Here is a 23,126-nt window from a genome sequence, read left to right as displayed (position 1 = left end):
GGGCCGATTTATCGGCCCTTTTTCTTATCCGGGTTTCACGCTCCGGGCGAAGGCAATGGCATTCAGGAACGCCTTTCTCCGCCCCTCGCGCCGAGCGGCTGCTTCCTCGTCCTTGCCCCACCGTTCCGCCTGCCAATCCTCTTCGAGGTTTGCAGCATTCCACAGGGCATCTGCGTCGGCGCCTGGCTCGAGCGCGGCGAGGCCGATGCAGAGCGATGCGCTGAGCGAGACCAGCTGCTCCAGCGCGGCGAGCTTAAAGGGATCGAGCCGTTCGAGATGGTTGCGCAATGTGGCCAGAGTTTCGCCAGCCTGTGCGCGGTGCAGGATGCCGCTGACGCGGTGGAAGCGGACGCCCTCGCGTGCCTCGGTCTCGGCGAGAAGGGGCTCCCACACTTCCTGCTGCCGCCGATAGAGAGGGTCTTCGGGATCGGCGCGGTAACACAGCGTGTCGGTTTCCGCATAGCCGAGCAGCTTATCGACGATGACGTCCGGCTCCTTGCGCACCACGTCGATCGCATAGTCGGCCATGTCGCGAAACCGGAATGCGGAAGGGTCGATCTCGTCGTCCTGTCCGCGCCATTCGGCTGCGAGCAACTCGGCAAGCTCGACAGAGGGCGCGAGCTGCGGTCTGCCACCTTGGGTCTTGAGCGGACGGTCGTCGAGATGGACGATCCAGCCGCCGGCGGCTTCCTGCGCCGCAACTTGCGCGTAAAATCGCTTCATCCCTTGGCCTTCCAGTGCTTCGCCATCAGAACGGGCAGGAAGAAGAAAGCGACCGCCCCACCGATCAGCAGCACCGCGCCCTGCGCCTGATTGAGGTTCAGCGTTCCGGCGATCGCCATTGCGCCTGCCAGGGCCAAACCGAGGCCAGCGAGCCGCAAGCCCTGCAAAATCCAGAAGCGCCGCATTGCTGTGCGTTCGTCAGACGGCATTGCTAATCATCTGTTCGAGTTCCGCCATATCGTTCGCTACGGCCTCCGCGCCCGCCTCCAGCAATTCGGCGGGTTCATGATAGCCCCATGCGACGCCGAAAGCGCGCACGCCCGCGGCGGCGGCCATTTCCATGTCGAACGTTGTGTCGCCGATCATGACCGTGGATCCCGTATCGGCTCCGGCGTCGGTCATTGCCTGTTCGAGCATGGCAGGATGAGGTTTTGAAGGATGGCGGTCGGCCGTCTGCAACGTGACGAACCGGTCAAGTAGGCCATGCCGTTCGAGGCAAGAGAAGAGCCCGCGATCACTCTTGCCGGTCGCCACGCCCAATTGCCATCCGGCCTGCGACAGGCGTTCGATCAACGCGACAATCCCGTCATACAGCGGTTCTTCCAGAACGCCGCTTGTCCGGCGATCGCGAAATCCGGTCTTGTAATGCTCGAGCAAAGCGCCGTGCTTCGCCTCGTATCCAGGTGCGAGCAAACGGAGCGCCTGCGGAAGGCTGAGGCCGACGATCCTGCGCACTTGGTTGCGGTCGGGCAGCGGGAGATCGGCCTTGGCGAAGGCATCGGCCATCGTGTCGCAAATCGCCGCCTGTCCATCCACCAGCGTACCGTCGCAATCGAATACGGCCAGCCGGTTCACTTGCCTCGACCCTTCGGCTTGCCTCCCGCGCCGCCGCCGCGCCCACGGCGGGGGCCGCGCTGCGATTTGCGATAGGTCTTGGCATGCTGGCGGGCCTGCTGCTTCTTTTCCTCGCGCGATTTGGGCGGTGGATCGTCGCGGATCGGCGTCGCATCGCTGGCGGCTTCGTCGAACCCCAGCTGTTCCATCGACGCGGCGAAATGTTCGGGGAGGTCGGCCACGGCATCGAGCTTACCGCCATCCGGGCTGTCGATGATCAGGCGGCGGGCGTGGAGATGCATCTTGCGGCTGATCGAGCCGGTGAGGAAAGCGTCCTTCCCGCCATACTTGCCATCGCCCACAATCGGATGGCCCATCGCCGCGCAATGGACGCGGAGCTGGTGAGTGCGCCCCGTCATCGGCTGCAATTCCAGCCACGAGACCTTCTTGCCCGCGCTCTCGACCACGCGGTATTTGGTTTTCGCAGGCTGCCCGCCTTCATGGTCGACATGCATTTTCTCGCCGCCGCTGCCGGGTTGCTTTGCCAGCGGGGCGTCGATGGTGCCTTCGCGGATGTCCGGCACGCCGATGACCAGCGCCCAGTAGATCTTCTTGGCGCTGCGGCCGGAAAAACGCTTGGAGAAGAACGCAGCGCTGCCCGGCGTACGGGCAATGAGAAGGATGCCCGACGTATCCTTGTCCAGCCGGTGGACGAGGCGGGGGCGGGGATCGTCCTCCCCCGGCGTGAAGGCATCGAGCAGGCCGTCGACATGGCTCGTCGTATTGGTGCCGCCCTGCGTCGCGAGACCGGGCGGCTTGTTAAGCACGATGGCGGAGGGCGTTTGCTGCACCACCATCCCCTCGGCCTGCTCTACCTCCGCCTGAGTGAGCGGGCGCTTGGTCTTCGGCTTGCGATCGGGCGTATCGCCGCCAGGCGGGACGCGAAGCTGCTGGCCTTGCTCCAGCCGATCGTCAGGCTTGGCGCGCTTGCCATCGACCCGGATCTGGCCGGTGCGCGCCCATTTGCTGACCGTACCGAAGCCGACCTGCGGCAGGTGACGCTTGAACCAGCGGTCGAGCCGGATGCCGTCGTCGTCGGGCGCGATCGTGAACTGACGGACTTCGTCGGACGTCTTCATGCCGTCATCCGCATGACTGCAAGGCCGAACATCAGGCCCGAAATGCCGAGCGCGAAGGACAGGAAAGCATAAAGGCCCGCGATCGTATACTGTCCGCGCTCGATCAGCAGGACTAGTTCTAGGCTGAAGGCCGAGAAGGTAGTGAAGCCGCCCAGCAGCCCGACGCCGAGGAGCAGGCGCAGCTGTTCGGCGGCGCCTGACCCCTGGCGAACGAGCCAGCCGGCGAGGATTCCCATTAGCAGGCTTCCAACGGCATTGACCGCCAGAGTCGCCCACGGGAATGTCATTACGGTCTGCGGCCCGAGCCACTGCGTCATCACGCGGCCCGTCTGGTAACGCAGGGCAGCGCCGGCCGCGCCGCCGAAAGCGACGTTGAGCGTGGCGGCAAAGGGGGATAAATCGGCCATCGCCGGCTCCCTAGCGCGGCTGGCGCATGGTGGGAAGCGCTGCAAATGCTTGCATTGGAGCGGGCTTGGCGATATGTGCCCCTCCGTTCGAGCCGATCCGGAACGGATTCGGCGCGTTACGCGTTTCGTTTTCGAACCCTAATTATTTCAGGAGGCAAACCCCGCACTGGCGGGCTCTGGCCCGTTTGACGAGGTTTTGTAAGTTTATGCAGATTACCGTTCGCGATAACAATGTCGATCAAGCTCTCCGCGCACTCAAGAAGAAGCTGCAGCGCGAGGGCGTCTATCGCGAAATGAAGCTGCGCCGCCATTACGAAAAGCCGAGCGAGAAGCGCGCCCGTGAAAAGGCCGCCGCCGTGCGCCGCGCCCGTAAGCTGGAGCGCAAACGGATGGAACGCGACGGCGTCAAGTAAGCCCGCTCTTGCGAGCTACGACAGCCTAGGCCATGAGGGCGCGGAGATTTCCGCGCCCTTTGCGTATGAGGACGAACTGCACCCATGACCGAGATCACCCGTGTTCCCCTCCGACCCATTGCCAAGGGCTCGCTGACCAAGCTGTGGCTCGGCATCGTCGTGCTCGTCCTGATTGCCGCAGGCGTGGCCTATGCCGCCATGCCCAAGGGGCTGGATATCGAGACGATTACCGCAGGTACCGGGCCAACACCGGAAGAAGGCCAGGTCGTGTTCGTGGACTATGTCGGCACCCTACCGGATGGCGAAGAATTCGACCGCTCGCAGCAATTGCCGTTCCCGGCAGGCGTCCTTCCCGAAGGCACGCCAATGCTTCTCGAGCGTGGCCAGGTGATCGACGGGTTCGTCGAAGGGCTGACGCAAATGCAGGAAGGGGGCACCTACCGCCTCTTCATTCCCGCGGAACAGGCCTATGGCGCCGAACCGCCCCCCGGATCGCCGATTGCGCCCAATACCGATCTGACCTTCGAGATCACCCTGAACGCGATCATGTCGCGCGAAGAGGCGGAGCAGCGCTTCCGCGCTTTGCAACAGATGATGGGCAGCCAGATGGGCCCGCCCCCTGCCGAAGGCGCGGGTCAGTAAGACGCGACTTAGTAAAGCAGCACGGCCTGCTTTTGCTTGAAGCGGCAAGGCCGCCTCGCTAACGCGCGAGGCCATGTCCGTTACTCGAGAAGAAGTCGCGAAGATCGCCTCGCTCGCGCGCATCCGCATGGAAGCGGGCGAGCTGGAGCGTATGGTCCCCGAACTCAACAACATCCTCGACTGGGTGGAGCAGCTGAGCGAGGTCGATACCTCGGGCGTCGAGCCGATGACCGCTGTCATCCCCAATACCCTACGCCTGCGCGACGACGTGGTTGATGCCGACCCCAAAACGGCCGGCGGCCGGCGGGACGATGTGCTGGCCAATGCCCCCGCTGCCGAGCACGGCTTCTTCGGCGTGCCGAAGGTGATCGAGTGACTTCTCGCACAACGTCCCAACCGTTCGGGCTGAGCGCGTCGAAGCCCTGTTTTTCATCTTTTGAGCCTGCGCATGTAAAAGAAGGGCAGCCCTTCGACAGGCTCAGGGCGAACGGATCTTCTACGTGACTGAATTGACCAATCTCGGCGTAAAGGCCATCCGCGACGGCGTCGCCGCTGGCGAGTTCACCGCGCGCGAAGTGGCCGAGGCATTCAACGCCGCCGTCGCCGCGGCCGCCGAACTCAACGCGTTCATCGTCACCACGCCCGATCATGCTTTGGCCGCCGCCGATGCGGTGGACGCGAAGCGCGCGAAGGGCGAACAGCTCGGCAAGATGGCCGGCGTGCCGATCGGCATGAAGGACCTGTTCGCCACCAAGGGCGTGCAGACGACCGCGGCGAGCCACATCCTCGAAGGTTTCTTGCCCCAATACGAAAGCACCGTTTCGCAGAACCTGTGGGACGCGGGCTGCGGCATGCTGGGCAAGCTCAATCTCGACCAGTTCGCCATGGGTTCTTCCAACGAGACGAGCTATTTCGGCAATGTCTCCTCGCCGTGGAAGAAAGAGGGCACCAATGCCGCGATGAGCCCCGGCGGCTCGTCGGGCGGATCGTCCTCCGCCGTCGCTGCTCGCATCGCGCCGGCCGCAACCGGCACGGACACGGGCGGCTCCATCCGCCAGCCTGCCGCCTTCACCGGTATCACAGGCATCAAGCCGACCTATGGCCGCTGCTCGCGCTGGGGCGTCGTCGCCTTCGCCAGCAGCCTCGACCAGGCCGGGCCGATGGCGCGCAACGTTGAAGACTGCGCGATCATGCTCGGCGCGATGGCCGGCTTCGATCCGAAGGATGCGACCAGCCTGCAGATGGACGTGCCCGATTGGGAAACCGCGCTGAGCGCGGACCTCAAGGGCAAGCGCATCGGCATTCCGCGCGAATACCGCATGGATGGGACCGACGCCGAAATCCTCGAAAGCTGGGAACAGGGCAAGGCCTGGCTGCGCGATGCGGGCGCCGAGATCGTCGACGTGTCGCTGCCGCATACCAAATACGCCTTGCCCGCCTACTACATCATCGCCCCTGCCGAAGCTTCGTCCAATCTCGCGCGCTACGACGGCGTGCGCTACGGCCTGCGCGACCTTCCCGAAGGCGCGAACCTGCAGGACATGTACGCCGCCACCCGCGCGGCCGGCTTCGGCGACGAGGTGAAGCGCCGCGTGCTGATCGGCACCTATGTGCTCAGCGCCGGATTCTACGATGCCTATTACACGCAGGCGCAGAAAATTCGCGCGCTTGTGGCGCAGGATTTCGAACGGGCATGGGGGGCATGCGACCTGATCCTCGCCCCCACCACGCCCACGGCCAGCTTCCCGCTCGGCTCGCTCAACGAAGACCCGCTGACGATGTATCTAAACGACGTCTTCGCCGTCCCCGCCAGCCTCGCCGGCCTACCCGCGATGAGCGTACCGGCAGGCCTCAACAAGGACGGCCTGCCGCTCGGCCTGCAACTAATCGGTAAGCCTTTCGACGAGCAAGGTGTGCTGGATGCCGGCCTGGCGATCGAGCAGCGTAGTGGGTTCGAGGCGATGCCGGAGAGATGGTGGTGAGTTTCGTCGTCCCGGCGGACGCTGGGATTGCTGTCCGCTAGTTGGACGTGACTAAGGAAGATCCCAGCTTTCGCTGGGAGGACGTGAGAACGGATATGAGTACTTACCACATCCAAGGCGCAACCGGCGAGTGGGAGGTCGTGATCGGCCTTGAGGTCCATGCGCAGGTTTCCAGCCAGGCTAAACTGTTCAGCGGGGCTGCCACCACGTTCGGGGCTGAGCCGAACAGCCAGGTCTCCCTCGTCGATGCGGCGATGCCGGGTATGTTGCCCGTGCCGAACCGGGAATGCATTCGGCAGGCAGTCCGCACCGGCATGGCGATCGAGGCCGAGATCAATGCGTGGTCGCGCTTCGACCGCAAGAACTACTTTTACGCCGATCTCCCGCAGGGCTACCAGATCAGCCAGCTTTACCATCCGCTTGTGGGCGAGGGGCAGTTGCTGATCGAGGCTGACGAGAAGGCCGGCATTCCCGAAAGCAAGGTCATCGGGATCGAGCGCATCCATGTGGAGCAGGATGCCGGCAAGCTGATGCACGACCAGCATCCCACCATGTCCTATGTCGACCTCAATCGCAGCGGAGTAGCGCTGATGGAGATCGTGTCGAAGCCCGACATGCGCAGCCCTGCCGAGGCCGGTGCCTATGTCCGCAAGCTGCGCAGCATTCTGCGCTATGTCGGCTCGTGCGACGGGAACATGGAGGAAGGCTCGATGCGGGCCGACGTCAACGTGAGTGTGCGCAAGCCCGGCGAACCGTTCGGCACGCGAACCGAAACTAAGAACGTGAACTCGGTGCGCTTCGTCATGCAGGTCATCGAATACGAAGCGAACCGACAGGTCGGCGTGCTGGAGGACGGCGGCACGGTCGATCAGGAAACGCGCCTGTTCGACCCCGGCACCGGGACCACCCGCACGATGCGCAGCAAGGAGGATGCGCATGATTATCGCTACTTCCCCGACCCGGACCTCCTGCCGCTGCAGCTGGACGAGGCGTTCCTCGACGAATGCCGTAGCTCTCTTCCCGAATTGCCGGATGCGAAGCGCGACCGGTACGAAACCGAACTCGGCCTCACGCCGTACAACGCCCGCGAGTTGACGGCCGAGGTGGAAACCTTCGGACGGTTCGAAACGCTGCTGTCGGCGAGCGCGGCCAAGATCGGCAAGGCGGAAGCGAAGGTCGCAACGCAGGTTGCGAATTGGGCGCTGTCGGTCGCGCCGGGCGTGATGAAATCGCTTGGCGACGAGGCCGATCCTTCGAATGCAACCGCAGAAGCGCAGGCCAGTATCCTGGCGATGCAGGACAAGGCCGAGATTTCGGGCGGCCAGGCGAAGGAGATCTACGAGATCGTCCTCAAGACCGGCCGCGATCCCGAAGAGATCGCCGAGGCCGAGGGGCTGAAGCAGGTCAGCGATACCGGCGCGATCGAGGCCAAGATCGACGAAATCCTCGCCGCCAATCCCGATAAGGTCGAAGAATATCGCGGCGGGAAGGACAAGCTGTTCGGCTTCTTCGTCGGCCAGACGATGAAAGCGATGCAGGGCAAGGGCAACCCGGCAGTGGTCAATCAGGTGCTGAAAGACAAGCTGGGCTGACCGACCCCGACCGTTGACCTCCATCGTCCTCGTCCAGCCGGAGATTCCCGGCAATACCGGCGCGGTCGGGCGGACCTGCGTCGCGCTCGATATGGAACTGGTGCTGATTCATCCGCTTGGTTTCGAGATATCGGACAAGCGGGTGAAGCGGTCCGGCCTCGATTACTGGCCGCATATCCGGCTCGTGCAATTCGAGAGCTGGGCGGATTTCCTGAGGGCGCGTCAGCCGCGTGCCGACCAGCTCTTCCTGTTCGAGGAATACGCGGCCCGCAGTTTCTACGAACCCGTATATCCGGACGATGCCTATCTCGTGTTTGGGCGCGAAACCAAGGGGATACCTGAAGAGATCGTCGCCGCCCATCGCGAGAGCCTCGTCGGCTTGCCGATGCGGTCGGACAAAGTGCGGTCCCTCAACCTTGCGAATACGGTTTCGGCGGCGGCTTATCAGGCGCTGCGTTCGCAATTCGTTCGAGCATGACAAAAGCAGCGAACTAGCTAGCTAAACTGACCAACTGAAGACGCGGCAAGTCGCAAAAATGCAAAACGCGGAACGGTTCGTTTACGCCTTGCAACTATTTCGGCCTAAGACATTATCGCGTCGGGATTGTTCCAGGGGGATCACCAATAATGGTATCAATGCGTTTACGCGCGGCACTCGGTGCTGCGCTTTCGATGAGTCTCGTCGCTACGGCTGTTCCGGCCCATGCCGGTTCGATGACTCGCGAGGGTTTCGCCTTCCCGGCGGATGGCGACATGAAAATCGTCGTTTTTCGGCCGGATGTGCATGTCGGCTCTCTTAAAGTCGGCGGAATGGACGAGCCGAATGCGGAGTGGACCGAGCAGGCCCGCGTCAATATCCAGAACCAGCTTCAGGCGCAGGCGGAGGCTCTCAATGCGCAGGTTTCCTTCATTGACGAGCTCGAAGGCGAGAATGCCGAACTGTTGACCGAATATCGCGGCCTGTTCGAAGCCGTTTCGGGCTCGGTATTCCAGCATGTGACACAGGGCGACTCGCTCGATACAAAAAAGGTCACGCAAACCTATGAGAGTGGCGGCAAACCGCGCACGCGCACCGTCAACACGCTCGACTGGACGCTCGGCCCGGGTGCCGCCCAATTGAAGGAAGCGACCGGAGCGGATTACGCTATGTTCGTGTTCACGCACGATTCCTATGGCGATGCCGGCCGCAAGGCTGCCCAAGCTGTCGGAATGTTGGGCTGCATAATTGGCGCCTGTGTGGTGGTGCAGGCTGGCGTTCATGTCGGCTATGCGGGCCTCGTCAATCTCGAAACCGGCAATATCGTTTGGTTCAACACGGACATGTCGATGGGCGGTGACCCACGCAAGGAAGACGGTGCGCAGAAGCGGGTCGGCCAGTTGATGGAAGGCTTCCCGATGCGCAACACCACCGTCGCCATCGCCGACTGATACAGCAGCTTCGCTGAGGAGACGGCGCCATGGTGCGGCGATTTTTGACGACGGCGGCAGTGGTCGGGCTGGTTTTGCAACCGGTCGGCCACGCCGCCGCGCGGGCGAGCTGGGCAGAAATGCCCGAAAGCTATCAGCCCGAAGACGATCTCGAACGCGGCCTATGGCTGCAGATGGACGAATACGAGCGGGGACTTAAGTCCTCGCGCACTGTCATCCACGACGAGGCCTTGAACGCCTACGTGCGCAGCGTTCTCTGCAAGACCGTGGGCGAAGCGGAGTGCGCCCCCATTCGGCTGTATGTAACGCATACGCCTCACTTCAACGCCTCGATGGCGCCGAACGGTATCATGCAGATCTGGTCCGGCCTGTTGCTGCGCACCCAGAATGAGGCCCAGCTCGCGGCCGTCCTCGGGCACGAGTTTGCGCATTTCGAGGATCGGCATAGCGTGAAACTGTTTCGCGATGCCAAGAGCAAGTCGAATGCCGCATCCTGGCTTGCCTTTACCGGCATCGGCCTCATCGCGTCCATCGGCCTGCTCGGTTCGATCTTCAAGTTCTCGCGCGATCAGGAGCGGCTGGCCGACAAGGGCGGTTTGCAGATGATGGCGCGCGCCGGATACGACACGCGCGAGGCCGCCGTATTGTGGGAGCAAATCCTCGACGAGGGCGATGCCACCCGTGTGGGGCGCGGTAAGAAGGTAAAAAAGCGTTCGACCAAAAGCGGTCTCTTCGCAAGTCATCCGGCGAGTGCTGAGCGCGTCGCCTATTTGCGCGAACAATCGCTAGAGCAGCCCGGAACTCCGCATCAAAACGGGGCGGACGCCTTCAAGGTCGCGATGCGCGCCTGGTGGCCGGTCTTCCTCGACGACCAGCTGAAAATGAATGATGACGGAGCCAGCGAATTCCTGCTGGATTCCATGGCGAAGGCAAACGGCTGGACCCCGTGGCTGAACTATGGACGCGCCGAATTGCAGCGCCGGAAGGGCACACCGGCCGATCTGGAACTGGCAGTGCGATATTATAGCGAAGCGATCGCCGACGGAGGCGACTTGCCTGAACTGTGGCGCGGTCGCGGGCTGGCCCTGCGAAAGCTGGACCGGGACGGCGAAGCAGCAGGCGATTTGCGGCGCTATCTGATGCAAGCGCCGGACGCTGCCGATCACGCGATGATTACGATGATTTTAGGAGGGATCGAATGAACAAGTTTATCGGAGCAAGCGCGGCTGCTGCGCTGTTCTTTTCCGCTGCCACTCCGGCTCTTGCTGGCTGGAAGCTCATCGACAACGGCGAGCCGGTAAAAGTCGCAAAGAGTGCGATGGTGGTCACTCCCGGCGAGGATTGGAACCGCTGGTCGGTCCGTCCGGTAAAAAAGAGCGAGATCTGGACCCTCGACGGGATCAATCTCAACGAAATGTATTTCGTCTCGGGTCTGAAGAAGGGCGAAACGCTCTACAAGGATGCGAACAAGAAGGCTCAGCCCCTCCCGAAATTCGACGGTAGCATGGATCTGACCGAGGTTCCGGAATTCATGGAAAGCTCGATCCGGCTCGCTCTGAACACCTCGGCTTTCACGACGACGAACGTCGCACCGACGACGCTGGGCGGCCATCAGGCGGTCCGTTTCGAATATGAATATTCGATCGACGGCAGCCCGCTTTTGCGAAAGGGGATGGCCGTCGGCTCGATCGTCAACGGCGAGCTTCACATGATAAGCTACACCGCGCCGGCGACGTATTTCTACGATCGCGATCTTGCCAAAGCGGAACGGATCATGGCGAGCGTCCGCTTCTAGGATTCCAAGCTTGGAGAAGAAAAAGGGCCGCCGGAGCATATCCGGCGGCCCTTTCCTGTTTCGGCGAAAATGATCAGCCTTTTCGTTCGCCCGTCAACGGCATGTCGCCGAAGGCGCCGGCATTGACGGTGCCGGTCAGCTGGTCGCCATTGACGTCGGCCTTGCAGTCCAGCGTCATCGGCATTGGCGAAGTCATGTCCATCTTCCAGTTCAACGTGTCGCCGTCGATGGTGCCGTCCTTCACGTCCATCGAGCCGAGGCCGCCTGCCATGGATCCGGTAAAGGTCTTGCCGTCATCGCCGGGGACGACGGTGAAGGTGCCCTTCTGATCGCCCATCGGGCTTTTGACGACGGTATCGTAGGTTCCGGCTACGGACATGTGTATTCTCCTCTGATTGCGATCGGCGGATCGATCGACCCGCCGATCTTATTTGCTGACACTTATGTCAATAACTCTACTGTTCGAGCGAACGTTCCTCGACATCGAGGCCGAGGCTTTCGAGCTGCGGGCGCACCACGTCCGCATCGCCCACCACGACATAGACGAGATTGCCTTCGTCGAAATTTTCGCGGGCGATGGCGTCGAGCTGCGGTGCGGTCAGGCTGCCATAGGTTCCCGCAAGCGTTTCGTAATAGTCGTCGTTGCGGTTGTAGCGCACGATATAGGTCAATCCGCTCAGCACGTCGGATGCCGTTTCGAACCGGCCCGGAAGATCGCGCATGTTGGAATTGACGATCCGCTCCAGTTCGTTGGCCTGCACGCCTCGGCTGTCGGTGAAGTCGTTGATCTCACGCCGGATCTCGCTGATCGAATCAGCGGTGCGATCGGCCTGGACCGGTGCGCGCACGCCGTAGAAGACCCGGTCGAGCGCCGTGCCGACGCCGCCGCCCGCCCCGTAGGACCAGCCCTTGTCTTCGCGCAAGTTCATGTTGACGCGGGCGAGGAAGCCGCCGCTCAGGGCCTGGTTCGACGCGTTGAGGATCGTGAGATCGTCCGTTCGGCCACTCAGCCCCAGAACGCTGCCGCCATAGATGATCGATTGCGGCGAATTGGGCCGGTCGATCAACACCACGCGCTGTTTCGCCGCCGGAATGGCCGCGCCATAGTTGCGCTGCGGAATGGCGGTGCCGGGTGCCTGCCAATTCCCGAAGCTCGCTTCGAGAAGGCGGGTGACTTCGGCGAGGTTCGTATCGCCGACGACATAGATGCGCGCATTATCCGGACGCAGCCACGTATCGTGGAACCGCTGGAGATCGGCTGCTTCGAGGTTTTGAAGAGTTACTTCCGTTCCAAGACCGGAACTGGGAAGACCATACGGATGATCGGCATAAAGCGTGCTGCGAAGCGCGCGATCGGCGATGCTGTTCGGGTCCTTCAATTCGGCACTGAGCGCGTTCTGCAACTGGGTGCGCTTGCGCTGGATATCGTCAGCACGAAAACCCGGCTGGCGGATGTATTCTGCCAGTAGTTCGAGCGAAGGCGCCAGATTGGGTGCGAGCCCGGCCAGCGAGAACGTGGTCCAATCGGCATCGAAACCGTTATACAGGTTGGCCCCCAGCCGTTCCTGCGCGATCGCAAATTCGTTCGCGGTAAGGCGCTGCGTTCCCTCGTCCATCGTGCTGAGCATCAGGCGCTGCGTGCCGAGCGTATCGCGCGTTTCGGCGGCGCGGCCTGCATCGAATTCCACAGTGACGGCAACCGTCGGGACGGCATCGCGCTGCGCGAAATACACCTCCATGCCGTTCGAAAGAGTGGCGCGCTCGATGTCGGGGAAATCGAGATTGGAGAGCGGGGCGAGATCGGGCAGGGTCGCCCGGTCGGCCTGCTGAAAGGTCGCGATCGCCATCATGTCGCATTCTTCGGGGCGGCAGTAGTTAGCCGTAGCGATGTCTGCGATATTGGCTTCGCCGACGACCGCACCGCCGCGGTTCTCGCCGCCTTCGGTCCGCTCGCCCGGCTGGAATTCGAGATTGAAGACGGGGCGCGTCAGCCACGTCTGCATCAGGCTGCGGACTTCTTCGGGCGTCGTTGCCGCCATCTGGGCAAGCTGCTTTTCGACGAATCCCGGATCGTTCATGTAAAGCTCGCCCGCGGCTAGCTGCGGGGCCTTGCCGCCGAAGCCGCCGACCGATTCCAGTCCGCGAATGACGCCGGCCATTGTGCTGATCTTCGCGCGCTCCAATTCGTCCGCCGTCGGACCTTCGGCGATGAACTTGGCGATTTCAGCGTCGAGCTTCTGCGCGACCGTGGCAGTGTCCTGCCCCGGAGCGACATCGGCCTGTACAAGGAACACGCCGGCGTCGTTCATCGTAAAATTGAACGAGGATACGCTGACCGCGACCGGATCGTTGCGCACCAGCGCCTCGTCGAGCCGCGAGCTTGCAAGACCGCCAAGCACGGAGGATGCAAGGTTGAGCGGTACCGATTCCTCAGCGCTCTCGCCCGGGACCGTCCACATGCGATAAAGCCGCGTGGTCGAGATGTTGTCCGTCGTCACCTTGCTCTTCGGGGCATCGAGCGTCGGTACCGTGATTTCCGGATGCACGACTTCGGGGCCGCGCGGGATATCGCCGAACCACGTCTGCACCTTCTCGCGCGCGGTTGCCGCATCGATATCGCCGGCCAGCACCAGCACAGCATTGTTGGGACCGTAGTGATCCTTGAACCAGTTTTGCACGTCGGTCATCGAAGCGGCGTCGAGATCACCCATCGAACCGATGGTCGAGTGGTGATAGCGATGACCCTGGGGGAAAAGATTTTCGAATATTTCGTAACGGAGCAGGCCGAAAGGCTGGTTGTCGCCTTGGCGCTTCTCGTTCTGCACCACGCCGCGCTGGTTATCGAGCTTCTCCTGCGTGATTGCCTCGAGCAGGTGCCCCATCCGGTCGGATTCCAGCATCAGCACCCGGTCGAGCGCGCCGGTCGGCACGGTCTGAAAATAATTCGTGCGGTCAGGGTTGGTCGTCCCGTTCACATCGGTGCCGCCCATTTGCTGGATATATTCGAACCAGTCGGCCGGCGCGTTTTCGGTGCCGTTGAACATTAGGTGTTCGAACAGGTGGGCGAACCCGGTCTTGCCGGCGGGCTCATCCTTCGAGCCGACATCGTACCACACCGAAACGCCGACGAGCGGGGCCTTGCGATCCTCGTGGACGACGACGGTGAGGCCATTGTCGAGCGTGAACTTCTCATAGGGAATATCGACCTCGGCCACGAGTTCGTCGAGGCTGGCAGGCTGGGGCGCAACATCGGCTGCGGCTTGTGTCGGGCGCTCCGATGCCGAAGCGACCGAGTTGTCCATCGGCGCGGTCGAACATGCCGATAGCGCAAGCGCGGCGGTGCTTGCCGTTACGAGTAGAAAACGCATTGTTGCAACTCCCCTGAAATCCGTGCGGACGGTAGCCTATCGGTTTACCTTTAGTGCGTCACCGTCTTTTACGGATCGACGCGAAACTGCAAGCATAGTCGGACCAACGACATAGAACGCTCGGCATAAGATGGGCAAAACCGCGTGGGGGGCCTTCACGCCGATGGATTCGCCTCGCTAGCCCGGCCACCGTGACAGCCACCATCACCATCGGACACGAAGCGGGCGGCAAGCCGGTCGACTTCGATATCGAGGAACTGCTCGCTACCCGGCTGCTCGTTCAGGGCAATTCGGGCAGCGGGAAGTCGCACCTCCTGCGCCGGTTGCTGGAGGAAAGTGCCCGGCTGGTGCAACAGGTGGTAATCGATCCGGAGGGCGATTTCGCCTCTCTGGCGGACGAGTTCGGCCATATCGTGATCGACGGATCGGCCTATTCCGCCGGTGAGATCGAGGCGCTTGCCCGACGGGTGCGCGAACATCGCGCCAGCGTCGTGCTCGATCTGGAAGGGCTCGAAGTAGAGCAGCAGATCCGCTGCGCCGCGGGATTCCTCACCGCCCTGTTCGATGCGCCGCGCGAACACTGGTTCCCTGCGCTGGTGGTCGTGGACGAGGCTCAGATGTTCGCCCCCGTCGCGGCGGGCGAGATGGCGGAAGATACGCGCCGCATGACCTTGGCCGCGATGACCAACCTGATGTGCCGCGGGCGCAAGCGTGGATTGGCAGGGATCGTGGCGACGCAGCGGCTGGCAAAGCTTGCCAAGAACGTCGCCGCCGAAGCCTCGAATTTCCTGATGGGGCGCACCTTTCTCGATATCGACATGGTCCGCGCCGCCGACCTGCTTGGGATGGAACGGCGCCAGGCGGAGCGTATCCGCGAACTCGACCGCGGCCATTTCCTCGCTCTCGGACCGGCGATCACGCGACTGCCTGTGGCGGTGAAGATCGGGCCGGTGCGCTCCGGCCTGAAGGCGCGCGCAGAGGGCCTGATGGCGCTTCCCGAAACCGCGCCCGCCGATATGGAGGCGCTGCTGACCGGCGACCTTGCTGCAGATATTCGAGAGACCGCTCCGCCGCCTCCGCCCGCTCCGCGCATCGAGGAAGTGAGCGAGGCGATCGACCGGGCCGAGGCGCGGCAGGTCGCGCCCGAACCGCTCGAACCCGATAGCAACCCGAATACGGTGGCCGAACGGATCGCTGAAATTATCGCCCACCTTGCGCGCGACGAGAGCGTAGCCTTTCAGTCCTCCAGCGCGCAATACCAGACGTTCCTCACGCGCTGCCGCCGCGAACGCCTGATTGGCCCCATGCCCGACATGCGTGCCTTCCATCGCCGCTTTTCGATAGCGGGCGCCGGCCTCGCCGAACTGGCGGACCAGACGCAATCGGCGATCCTGCGGCTTGCGGAAAGCGTGGAGGAGGATCTGCTTGCCCCGTTCCTCGTCATCGCCAAGGCGGCCCATGCGGGGGAAACCAAGGTGGACGAAAACGCCATCGCCCGCGCCTACGGCACCAGCTCGCCGGGCCGCATCCGCCGCCTGCTCGATCATCTCGAACGGCAAGGCATCATCGTGGTACGCGAAGAATACGGGGGAGGACGCACCGTTCTCGTCCCCGGGCTGGATCATCTACCCGCCGAATAATTCCGGCACCTCTGGCGATTTGCCGCATTCGACTCCTATATACGACTAACACACCGTTTCATGCGGAGTAGCGTCTTGTGTTGCGATTATGCAACACCATATCGGATGTACCAGTTTCAATGGGGCAATCGACAGTATGAATATCGAAAAATTCACCGACCGCGCGAAGGGTTTCCTGCAGAGCGCGCAGACCGTCGCAATCCGCATGAACCACCAACGGATCACACCGGCGCACCTTTTGAAAGCCTTGCTCGAAGATAGCGAAGGCATGGCTGCGCAATTGATCCAGCGCGCCGGGGGCAATCCCGGGGTGGCGATCACCGAAGTCGATACGGCGCTGGGTAAGATTCCGGCCGTTTCGGGCGGGGGCGCACAGCAAACGCCCGGACTGGACAACGACGCCGTGCGCGCGCTCGACCGTGCCGAGCAACTGGCCGAAAAGGCGGGCGACAGCTTCGTGCCGGTGCAGCGGCTGCTGCAGGCGCTCACCATGGCCGATGACGCTGCGGGCCGTGCACTTAAATCCGCGCACGTGGATGCGAAGGCGCTGGAAGCCGCCATCCAGGAAGCGACCGGCGGCCGCACCGCCGACAGCGCGGGCGCGGAAGAAAGCTACGACGCGATGAAGAAATATGCCCGCGACCTAACCGAAGCGGCGCGGGCCGGCAAACTCGACCCTGTAATCGGCCGCGACGAGGAAATCCGCCGCACCGTGCAGATCCTCGCCCGCCGCACCAAGAACAACCCGGCCCTTATCGGCGAACCCGGCACCGGCAAAACCGCGATTGCCGAAGGTCTCGCCCTGCGCATCGCCAACGGCGACGTGCCCGATAGCCTGAAGGGCCGCACCCTCATGGCGCTCGACATGGGCGCGCTGATCGCCGGCGCGAAATATCGCGGCGAGTTCGAAGAGCGGCTTAAAGCCGTGCTCGACGAGGTGAAGGGCGCGGAAGGCCAGATCGTCCTGTTCATCGACGAGATGCACACCCTGATCGGCGCGGGTGCGTCGGAAGGTAGCATGGATGCAGGTAACCTGCTCAAACCCGCGCTTAGCCGCGGCGAACTGCACTGCATCGGCGCGACCACGCTCGACGAATACCAGAAATATGTCGAGAAAGACCCCGCGCTCCAAAGACGTTTCCAGCCCGTCTATATCGACGAGCCAAGCGTCGAGGACACGGTCAGCATCCTGCGCGGCATCAAGGACAAATACGAGCTGCATCACGGCGTGCGCATCACCGATGGTGCGATCGTCGCGGCGGCGCAGCTTTCCAATCGCTACATCCAGAACCGGTTCCTGCCCGACAAGGCAATCGACCTGATGGACGAGGCCGCCAGCCGCATCCGTATGGAGGTGGAGTCGAAGCCCGAAGAGATCGAGGCGCTCGACCGGCGGATCATCCAGCTGCGGATCGAGGAACAGGCGTTGCAAAAGGAAAGCGACAGCGCCTCGCAGGATCGGCTGGCCAATCTGCGCAAGGAATTGTCCGAACTCGAGCAGCAATCGTCCGAACTCACCACACGCTGGCAGAACGAGCGTGACAAGATCCACGCCGAAGCGCGGGTCAAGGAAGCGCTCGACCAGGCACGGATCGAAATGGAGCAGGCGCAGCGCGCCGGCGACCTCGCCAAGGCGGGCGAGCTGCAATATGGCAAAATTCCGCAACTCGAAAAGCAGCTTGCCGAAGCCAGCGGGCAGACCGAGAACGCGCTTCTGAAGGAGGAAGTGACCGAGGACGACATCGCCGGCGTGGTATCCCGCTGGACGGGCATCCCGGTCGATCGGATGATGGAAGGCGAGCGCGAAAAGCTGCTCGATATGGAAAATATCCTGTCGAAGCGGGTGATCGGCCAGAGCCAAGCTATCGACGCGGTTTCGAAGGCCGTTCGCCGTGCGCGGGCAGGCTTGCAGGACCCGAACCGGCCGCTCGGCAGCTTCCTGTTCCTCGGTCCCACCGGCGTCGGCAAGACCGAACTGACCAAATCGCTCGCCGCATTCCTGTTCGACGACGACCAGGCGATGGTCCGCATCGACATGAGCGAGTTCATGGAGAAGCACGCGGTCGCCCGCCTGATCGGCGCGCCTCCGGGCTATGTCGGATACGAGGAAGGCGGTGTGCTGACCGAAGCTGTGCGTCGTCGGCCCTATCAGGTTGTGCTGTTCGACGAGGTCGAAAAGGCGCACTCGGACGTGTTCAACGTCCTGCTGCAGGTGCTGGACGACGGGCGACTGACCGATGGGCAGGGCAGGGTGGTCGACTTCTCGAACACACTGATTATCCTGACCAGTAATCTCGGCAGCCAGTACCTTGCCCAAATGACCGACGAGCAGCAGGTCGAGGATGTCGAGCCGCAGGTGATGGACGTCGTGCGCGGCCATTTCCGCCCCGAATTCCTGAACCGGCTGGACGAGATTATCCTCTTCCACCGCCTGGCGCAGGAGCACATGGCGCCGATCGTCGATATCCAGGTTGCCCGTGTGCAGAAACTATTGCGCGACCGGAAGATCACGCTCGACCTCACGGAGGCGGCGAAGAAGTGGCTCGGCCGGGTGGGCTACGATCCAGTGTACGGCGCACGACCGCTGAAGCGCGCGGTGCAACGCTACGTGCAAGACCCGCTGGCCGAGCGCCTGTTGCAGGGAGAGGTGCCAGACGGCTCGACGGTGCACATCGACGAGGGGGATGGGGCGTTGGAGATGCAGATAGATTGAGAAACGCTAAGCAAACGTGTCGGCGTCGCTCGAACTCACCCTTAAATTTATGTCAGCGATTTCCCCGATGAGAAGGGGAAGTTCGACCAAACAGACGTGCCGAATTTTTGGGCTTCGTCGTGGCCGGTTGCTTCACACAACAACAATGCGTGGGAATTACGCAACACCCTGATGAAAAGCGAATTGGCGCTTTGACAGTCATCAAAGCTTAACGCAGAAGGAACGTGTTGGGACTGGGGGTCTCTTGCCCGGAAATTTCACGCATCGTGTAGCATTGATAGGAATGTTGCGTGATGCTGGGGGGAGATACAGTCCAGTTGTCGCGACTGGAGTATCAAATGCGCAAAACTCATACGAACACGTTTAGAGGTCTCGCCTTTACAGCCTCTGCTCTGGCTCTCGCTGTGGCGGGTCAGGTTTCGGCTCAGGATAGTGATCAGGCGGATGGCGTTGTCACCAACGATCCGCTGGATGACGAGGTTCTCGACGAAAGCGAAACCGACGCGGCAGGGGAGCCTGCTTCCGGTGCAATCGTCGTTACCGGTTCGCGTATTCAGCGCGACGATACGTATAATAGCATTTCGCCGCTGCAGGTCCTCGAAACCCAGACCCTTCAGGATACGGGGCAGTTCGATACGACTGCTATTCTTCAGCAGAGTGTGGCGGCAGCCGGCCAACAGATCGATGCCTCGTTCCAAGGCTTCGTTCTCAACAATGGACCGGGTTCGCAGACTTTGAACCTTCGCGGCCTTGGTGCGGATCGTACCTTGGTGCTGCTCAACGGGCGGCGATTGGCGCCAGCAGGTGTTGAGGGTGCGCCGACCAACCCCTCTATCAATCTGATCCCGTCAACGCTGGTTCAGCGGTATGATCTTCTTCTTGATGGTGCGTCGTCGGTCTACGGCTCGGATGCTGTGGCCGGTGTTGGTAATATCGTACTTCGCAAAGATATCGACGGCGTAGAACTGTTCGCCAGTGGCAATCTGAATGAGCAGGGCGGAGGCGACGATTATCAAATCAGTGCCGCCTTCGGTCGCTACGGATCCAACTGGAACTTCGGTATTGGTGCGGAGTACGCAAAGCGCGACGAGATCCAGCTTGGCGACCGCGATTTCCTCGCCGGGTGTAATACCAATTACGAAATTACCCAATCAGGCGAAATCCGTACGCTCGGAATTGCAGATGATGCAAACACGCGTGCGGATAGCGGCGGCGCAATCGGCGAAATTCCCACGTCATGCACGATCGACGCGGCCGCGCGCCGGATAATTCCGGGTAGCCCGTTGTTCTTCAGTTCCATTTATTACGATGAACAGGTTTATCCGAACACGGGTATAGCCGGGAACACGGGAATTCCGTTCTTTACCGATGCACTCGATGCGTTTGGCCTACCCGTCGATCGGGATGGCGACGGCCTTCTCGACGTGAATTTTGCCAATGTTACGCGTAACGGCACCGATCTGACGCCTTCCTTCATTTCGCCAGAAGATCGTTACAATGTTCTCGCATACGGTGAGTATACATTCGCAGGTGCGGCGAATATCACTCCGTATTTCGAGGCGAATTACAGCCGTTCCGAGGTTGCTGCCCGTAGCAGCGCCCCGCAGCTTTTTCCCTATGTTCCCGGGAATAACCAATTCAATCCTTGTAATATCGCAAATAACGACTGCGGCGATTTGCAGAACCAGTTCGACGGTCTTTACGACTTTCAGGGAGGTGCTTTCGCGATCCCAACCGGGCGTTCGTTCACAGTTCGGCCTGTCGTAAGTGTTCAAGGTGACCGTAACTTCACCGAATCAACGTTGGAGCAGTATCGCGGTGTCGTCGGCGTTCGCGGCGAACTTCCGTTCATCGACTTCGGTCGCGCAAACGATTGGACGTTTGACGTTTCAGGAAGCTATTCGCGCTCCGAGGGTACGTCCTCGCGTAGCGGCATCCGGAATGATCGACTGGCTCTCGCCTTGGGAATTGATCCGACCGTTTCGAACCCGACTGGGCGGGCAACTCCGATCACCTTGGCGGGCGGCGCTTGCGCAACGAGCGGTTTCTTCGATCCGGACGCGCTTCAGCCCGACGTAATCGACGGCTGTGTGCCGGTGAACCTTTTTGCGCCGTCGCTCTACCAAACCGCCGTGGGTGACTTCGCCACACAGGCGGAGCGCGATTATCTTTTCGATACGCGTGATTTCGACACGACTTACGAACAAACTATCGTGTCCGCATCCGTGCAGGGCAGTCTATTCGATCTTCCCGGAGGCGTAGCGAAAGCGTTCGTCGGGGTGGAGTATCGCAACGACACGCTTAATTCGCAGCCTGACGTTGTAGCTTCCGAAGGTTTGTTCTTCGGCTTCTTCGCCGATCAGGGCGCTCAAGGAAGCAAGAACATCTATGAGGCGTTCGGCGAACTCGACCTTCCCCTGATGGCAGGTCGCACGCTGGTCGACGATCTTCGACTCAACCTTTCGGGTCGTGTAACCGAAGATGAATTCTACGGTACGAACTTTACGTACTCGTTGAAGGGCGGTTGGCGTCCGGTGGAACAACTTCTGTTGAAGTTCTCCTATGGTACTTCGTTCCGCTCGCCGAACCTGCGCGAACTGTTCCTGGCCGGGCAATCGGGCTTCGGTGGTATCACCGATCCTTGTGCCGTACCTACGGATGCGTATGCCCCCTTGAACGGCGGCTACATCGAAGCGAACGACGATCGTGATCCTTTCGTCTTGCGTAACTGTCTCCGCGAAGGCCGCGATCCGACACGGGTGGGTACGGACGGCGCCAATACGGTTCAGGTTCCGAGCGTTGAAATCACGTCGGGCGGTAGCTTCGATCTCGATCCCGAAACCTCGACCTCTATCACCACTGGGTTCTCTTTTGGTGAGAGCTTTGGCGCAGCCGACGTCGACTTCAACTTCAACTACTACGACATCCAAGTCCGGGGTGCGATCGCGGAACCGACGGGTCAGTTCGTCGTCAACGAGTGTTTCCTGAGAGAACAGGAATCCCGTTCGTCATTCTGCGATGACATCTCGTTTGATGACGATCCTGCTTCGCGTCAGCTAATTACGGACGTTTTCGCAGGGTTCGTTAATATCAATGCCGAGTCCGTCCGTGGTCTGGATCTGAATACCAACCTCGGATATGATTTGAACGCGTTCGGCAAGGACATCAGGCTTGGGCTTAACGTGCAGGCCAACCATCTGATCGAACGTACTTCGGTATTCCTCGATGATTTCGGCGTTCCGGATATTGAAGACGAAACTGGAACATTCGGTTTTCCGGATTGGACAGGTCGGGCTACCTTCTCGGCGAACGTCGACTTCGTGACTTTCACCTGGTCGACCCGTTACATAGGCAAAACCGAACAGCAGGCCGACGGGATCGACGATTTTTCGGATGCGTTCGGTCGTGGTCCGGACGGTCAGCCGACCGGATTCATCGGCGATACCTGCCTCGGTAATGGTTCGGGCATCAATGATCCGGTAACCGGTGAATTCATTCCTGATGGCGTGGTGCAAGGTGATGGCGTATTCTGCCGGGATGTCGGGTTTGCCGATGATTATTTCGTCAGCACGGCCTCGCTTCGTTTCGACTTCGACCAGTTCGACGTTCGGGTCGGTGTCTCGAACATTTTCAACGAAAGTCCTCCGCTCGTCGACACGAACGAGGTGCTCGGAATCTCGAACTTCCCGATTGGCAACGGCTATGATTATGATGGTCGCGAATACTTCGCGTCGGTTGGTTTCAAGTTCTGATAGATGTCAGAACAGGACTGATTTCGGATTAGGTTAGAAGTATTTTCGAGCACGCTACGAGCTAACAGTAGCGATCAATAGAAACCCGGCGGGCGACCGCCGGGTTTCTTTTCTTTAATTAACTCTCCGTCCCTTGACACCGGTCTGCCCGTCAATTCGGATGAAATACGAACCTAGAGATGCTTTCCGGAAGATCACGGGATCGCCGACTTCGGGAGGCTTGAGGCGCATGGGGGCGCTGTTGATCTGCCATTCGCTACCTTCGGCAATTGTCAGCACATAACCATTGCGACCGTATCGGCGAACACCGGTTATCGTCGATTCCAGTTCGGTCAGCTCGTCGTCTCCGCCACCGAAAAGGCCTAGCTTTGGCAACGAGAAGCCGAACAAACCCCGCCGGGTTTCCTCAACACCCTCTTTTGAGACCAAGCTAACCGACCCTTCCTCACTCGCGTCGACGAGTGCGGACACCCCTTGATCGTAGCAGGCCAATCTGGCGCGATCGTCGTCCAGCCTTCGGCAACTTTCGAGAGCACTCAGGAGAGTTTCGGGCATTTTCGTTTCGGAGCCATCACCCGAAGATTGCGCTTCAACCGGGGCTGCTACCAGGACGGTTACGGTTAACGCCGCGGCCGTCAAAAGGGCGAGGCTTCCGCCCCTTCGGGGCAAAGACAGTCGGCACAGTCTCATCCTTAAAT

Annotated in this window: 20 protein-coding genes; 12 read left to right on the top strand and 8 right to left on the bottom strand. The window is 61.4% G+C overall.

Annotation, left to right across the window (positions count from 1 at the left end; translation table 11 throughout):
* Positions 1-24 precede the first annotated feature (24 nt).
* The 5 genes from E3U23_RS02155 to crcB are packed head-to-tail and all read right to left on the bottom strand — an operon-like array spanning position 25 to position 3,103.
* Positions 25-723 (bottom strand): ATP12 family chaperone protein, encoded by a 699-nt coding sequence (locus E3U23_RS02155; RefSeq protein ID WP_279349538.1) that lies wholly within the window; start codon positions 721-723, stop codon positions 25-27.
* The gene (locus E3U23_RS02150; protein WP_279349537.1) at positions 720-932 is read right to left on the bottom strand and encodes a hypothetical protein; all 213 of its coding nucleotides are present in this window, start codon (positions 930-932) and stop codon (positions 720-722) included. Before E3U23_RS02150 ends, E3U23_RS02155 begins: the two co-directional genes overlap by 4 nt.
* Positions 922-1,578, bottom strand: coding sequence for an HAD-IA family hydrolase (locus E3U23_RS02145; RefSeq protein WP_279349536.1), 657 nt, complete (start codon positions 1,576-1,578; stop codon positions 922-924). Before E3U23_RS02145 ends, E3U23_RS02150 begins: the two co-directional genes overlap by 11 nt.
* The gene (locus tag E3U23_RS02140) at positions 1,575-2,696 is read right to left on the bottom strand and encodes an RluA family pseudouridine synthase (RefSeq protein WP_279349535.1); all 1,122 of its coding nucleotides are present in this window, start codon (positions 2,694-2,696) and stop codon (positions 1,575-1,577) included. The genes E3U23_RS02145 and E3U23_RS02140 overlap by 4 nt, the downstream gene beginning before the upstream one ends.
* The gene (crcB, locus tag E3U23_RS02135) at positions 2,693-3,103 is read right to left on the bottom strand and encodes a fluoride efflux transporter CrcB (protein ID WP_279349534.1); all 411 of its coding nucleotides are present in this window, start codon (positions 3,101-3,103) and stop codon (positions 2,693-2,695) included. Before crcB ends, E3U23_RS02140 begins: the two co-directional genes overlap by 4 nt.
* 206 nt (positions 3,104-3,309) lie before the next feature.
* Between crcB and rpsU the strand changes: the two genes are divergently transcribed.
* From rpsU to E3U23_RS02090, 9 genes are all read left to right on the top strand, one after another.
* Positions 3,310-3,516 (top strand): 30S ribosomal protein S21, encoded by a 207-nt coding sequence (gene rpsU / locus E3U23_RS02130; RefSeq protein ID WP_279349533.1) that lies wholly within the window; start codon positions 3,310-3,312, stop codon positions 3,514-3,516.
* An 84-nt stretch (positions 3,517-3,600) separates the two neighbouring features.
* Positions 3,601-4,158 (top strand): FKBP-type peptidyl-prolyl cis-trans isomerase, encoded by a 558-nt coding sequence (locus E3U23_RS02125; RefSeq protein WP_279349532.1) that lies wholly within the window; start codon positions 3,601-3,603, stop codon positions 4,156-4,158.
* Positions 4,159-4,231: 73 nt separating this feature from the next.
* Positions 4,232-4,534 carry an Asp-tRNA(Asn)/Glu-tRNA(Gln) amidotransferase subunit GatC gene (gene gatC, locus E3U23_RS02120; RefSeq protein ID WP_279349531.1) on the top strand — a complete coding sequence of 101 codons (303 nt, stop codon included), beginning with the start codon at positions 4,232-4,234 and terminating at the stop codon, positions 4,532-4,534.
* 124 nt (positions 4,535-4,658) lie between these two features.
* Positions 4,659-6,140: an Asp-tRNA(Asn)/Glu-tRNA(Gln) amidotransferase subunit GatA gene (gatA, locus tag E3U23_RS02115; protein ID WP_279349530.1), complete on the top strand. Its 1,482-nt coding sequence runs from the start codon at positions 4,659-4,661 to the stop codon at positions 6,138-6,140.
* A 95-nt stretch (positions 6,141-6,235) separates the two neighbouring features.
* Positions 6,236-7,732 carry an Asp-tRNA(Asn)/Glu-tRNA(Gln) amidotransferase subunit GatB gene (gatB, locus tag E3U23_RS02110; protein WP_279349529.1) on the top strand — a complete coding sequence of 499 codons (1,497 nt, stop codon included), beginning with the start codon at positions 6,236-6,238 and terminating at the stop codon, positions 7,730-7,732.
* A 13-nt stretch (positions 7,733-7,745) separates the two neighbouring features.
* Entirely contained in the window at positions 7,746-8,210 is a 465-nt protein-coding gene (locus E3U23_RS02105; RefSeq protein WP_279349528.1) for a tRNA (cytidine(34)-2'-O)-methyltransferase, read from the top strand.
* A 158-nt stretch (positions 8,211-8,368) separates the two neighbouring features.
* Positions 8,369-9,160, top strand: a complete 792-nt coding sequence (locus E3U23_RS02100; RefSeq protein WP_279349526.1) for a hypothetical protein — start codon at positions 8,369-8,371, stop codon at positions 9,158-9,160.
* A gap of 29 nt (positions 9,161-9,189) precedes the next feature.
* Entirely contained in the window at positions 9,190-10,362 is a 1,173-nt protein-coding gene (locus E3U23_RS02095; RefSeq protein ID WP_279349525.1) for a M48 family metallopeptidase, read from the top strand.
* Complete coding sequence (locus E3U23_RS02090) at positions 10,359-10,955, top strand: hypothetical protein (protein WP_279349524.1); 597 nt, start codon at positions 10,359-10,361, stop codon at positions 10,953-10,955. Before E3U23_RS02095 ends, E3U23_RS02090 begins: the two co-directional genes overlap by 4 nt.
* A gap of 73 nt (positions 10,956-11,028) precedes the next feature.
* Here the strand turns inward: E3U23_RS02090 and E3U23_RS02085 are convergent, their stop codons facing one another.
* Together E3U23_RS02085 and E3U23_RS02080 are read right to left on the bottom strand one after the other, a co-directional pair.
* Complete coding sequence (locus E3U23_RS02085) at positions 11,029-11,334, bottom strand: hypothetical protein (RefSeq protein WP_279349522.1); 306 nt, start codon at positions 11,332-11,334, stop codon at positions 11,029-11,031.
* Between the two features lie 76 nt (positions 11,335-11,410).
* The gene (locus E3U23_RS02080; RefSeq protein ID WP_279349521.1) at positions 11,411-14,323 is read right to left on the bottom strand and encodes a M16 family metallopeptidase; all 2,913 of its coding nucleotides are present in this window, start codon (positions 14,321-14,323) and stop codon (positions 11,411-11,413) included.
* A 191-nt stretch (positions 14,324-14,514) separates the two neighbouring features.
* Here E3U23_RS02080 and E3U23_RS02075 point away from each other — a divergent pair, with 191 nt between their 5' ends.
* The 3 genes from E3U23_RS02075 (at position 14,515) to E3U23_RS02065 (ending at position 22,428) form a co-directional block, all read left to right on the top strand.
* Positions 14,515-15,963, top strand: coding sequence for an ATP-binding protein (locus E3U23_RS02075; RefSeq protein ID WP_279349520.1), 1,449 nt, complete (start codon positions 14,515-14,517; stop codon positions 15,961-15,963).
* Positions 15,964-16,099: 136 nt separating this feature from the next.
* Positions 16,100-18,676, top strand: coding sequence for an ATP-dependent chaperone ClpB (clpB, locus tag E3U23_RS02070; RefSeq protein WP_279349519.1), 2,577 nt, complete (start codon positions 16,100-16,102; stop codon positions 18,674-18,676).
* A gap of 293 nt (positions 18,677-18,969) precedes the next feature.
* Complete coding sequence (locus E3U23_RS02065; RefSeq protein WP_347710003.1) at positions 18,970-22,428, top strand: TonB-dependent receptor domain-containing protein; 3,459 nt, start codon at positions 18,970-18,972, stop codon at positions 22,426-22,428.
* Between the two features lie 114 nt (positions 22,429-22,542).
* Here E3U23_RS02065 and E3U23_RS02060 read toward each other — a convergent pair whose 3' ends face one another.
* The gene (locus tag E3U23_RS02060; RefSeq protein WP_279349517.1) at positions 22,543-22,983 is read right to left on the bottom strand and encodes a hypothetical protein; all 441 of its coding nucleotides are present in this window, start codon (positions 22,981-22,983) and stop codon (positions 22,543-22,545) included.
* Between the last annotated feature and the right edge of the window lie 143 nt (positions 22,984-23,126).

This window comes from Erythrobacter litoralis, assembly GCF_029760855.1.
In the GTDB taxonomy this organism is placed as follows: domain Bacteria; phylum Pseudomonadota; class Alphaproteobacteria; order Sphingomonadales; family Sphingomonadaceae; genus Qipengyuania; species Qipengyuania litoralis_A.
The sequence above is the reverse complement of the archived record's forward strand: the minus strand, read 5'-3'. Positions and strand labels throughout refer to the sequence as shown.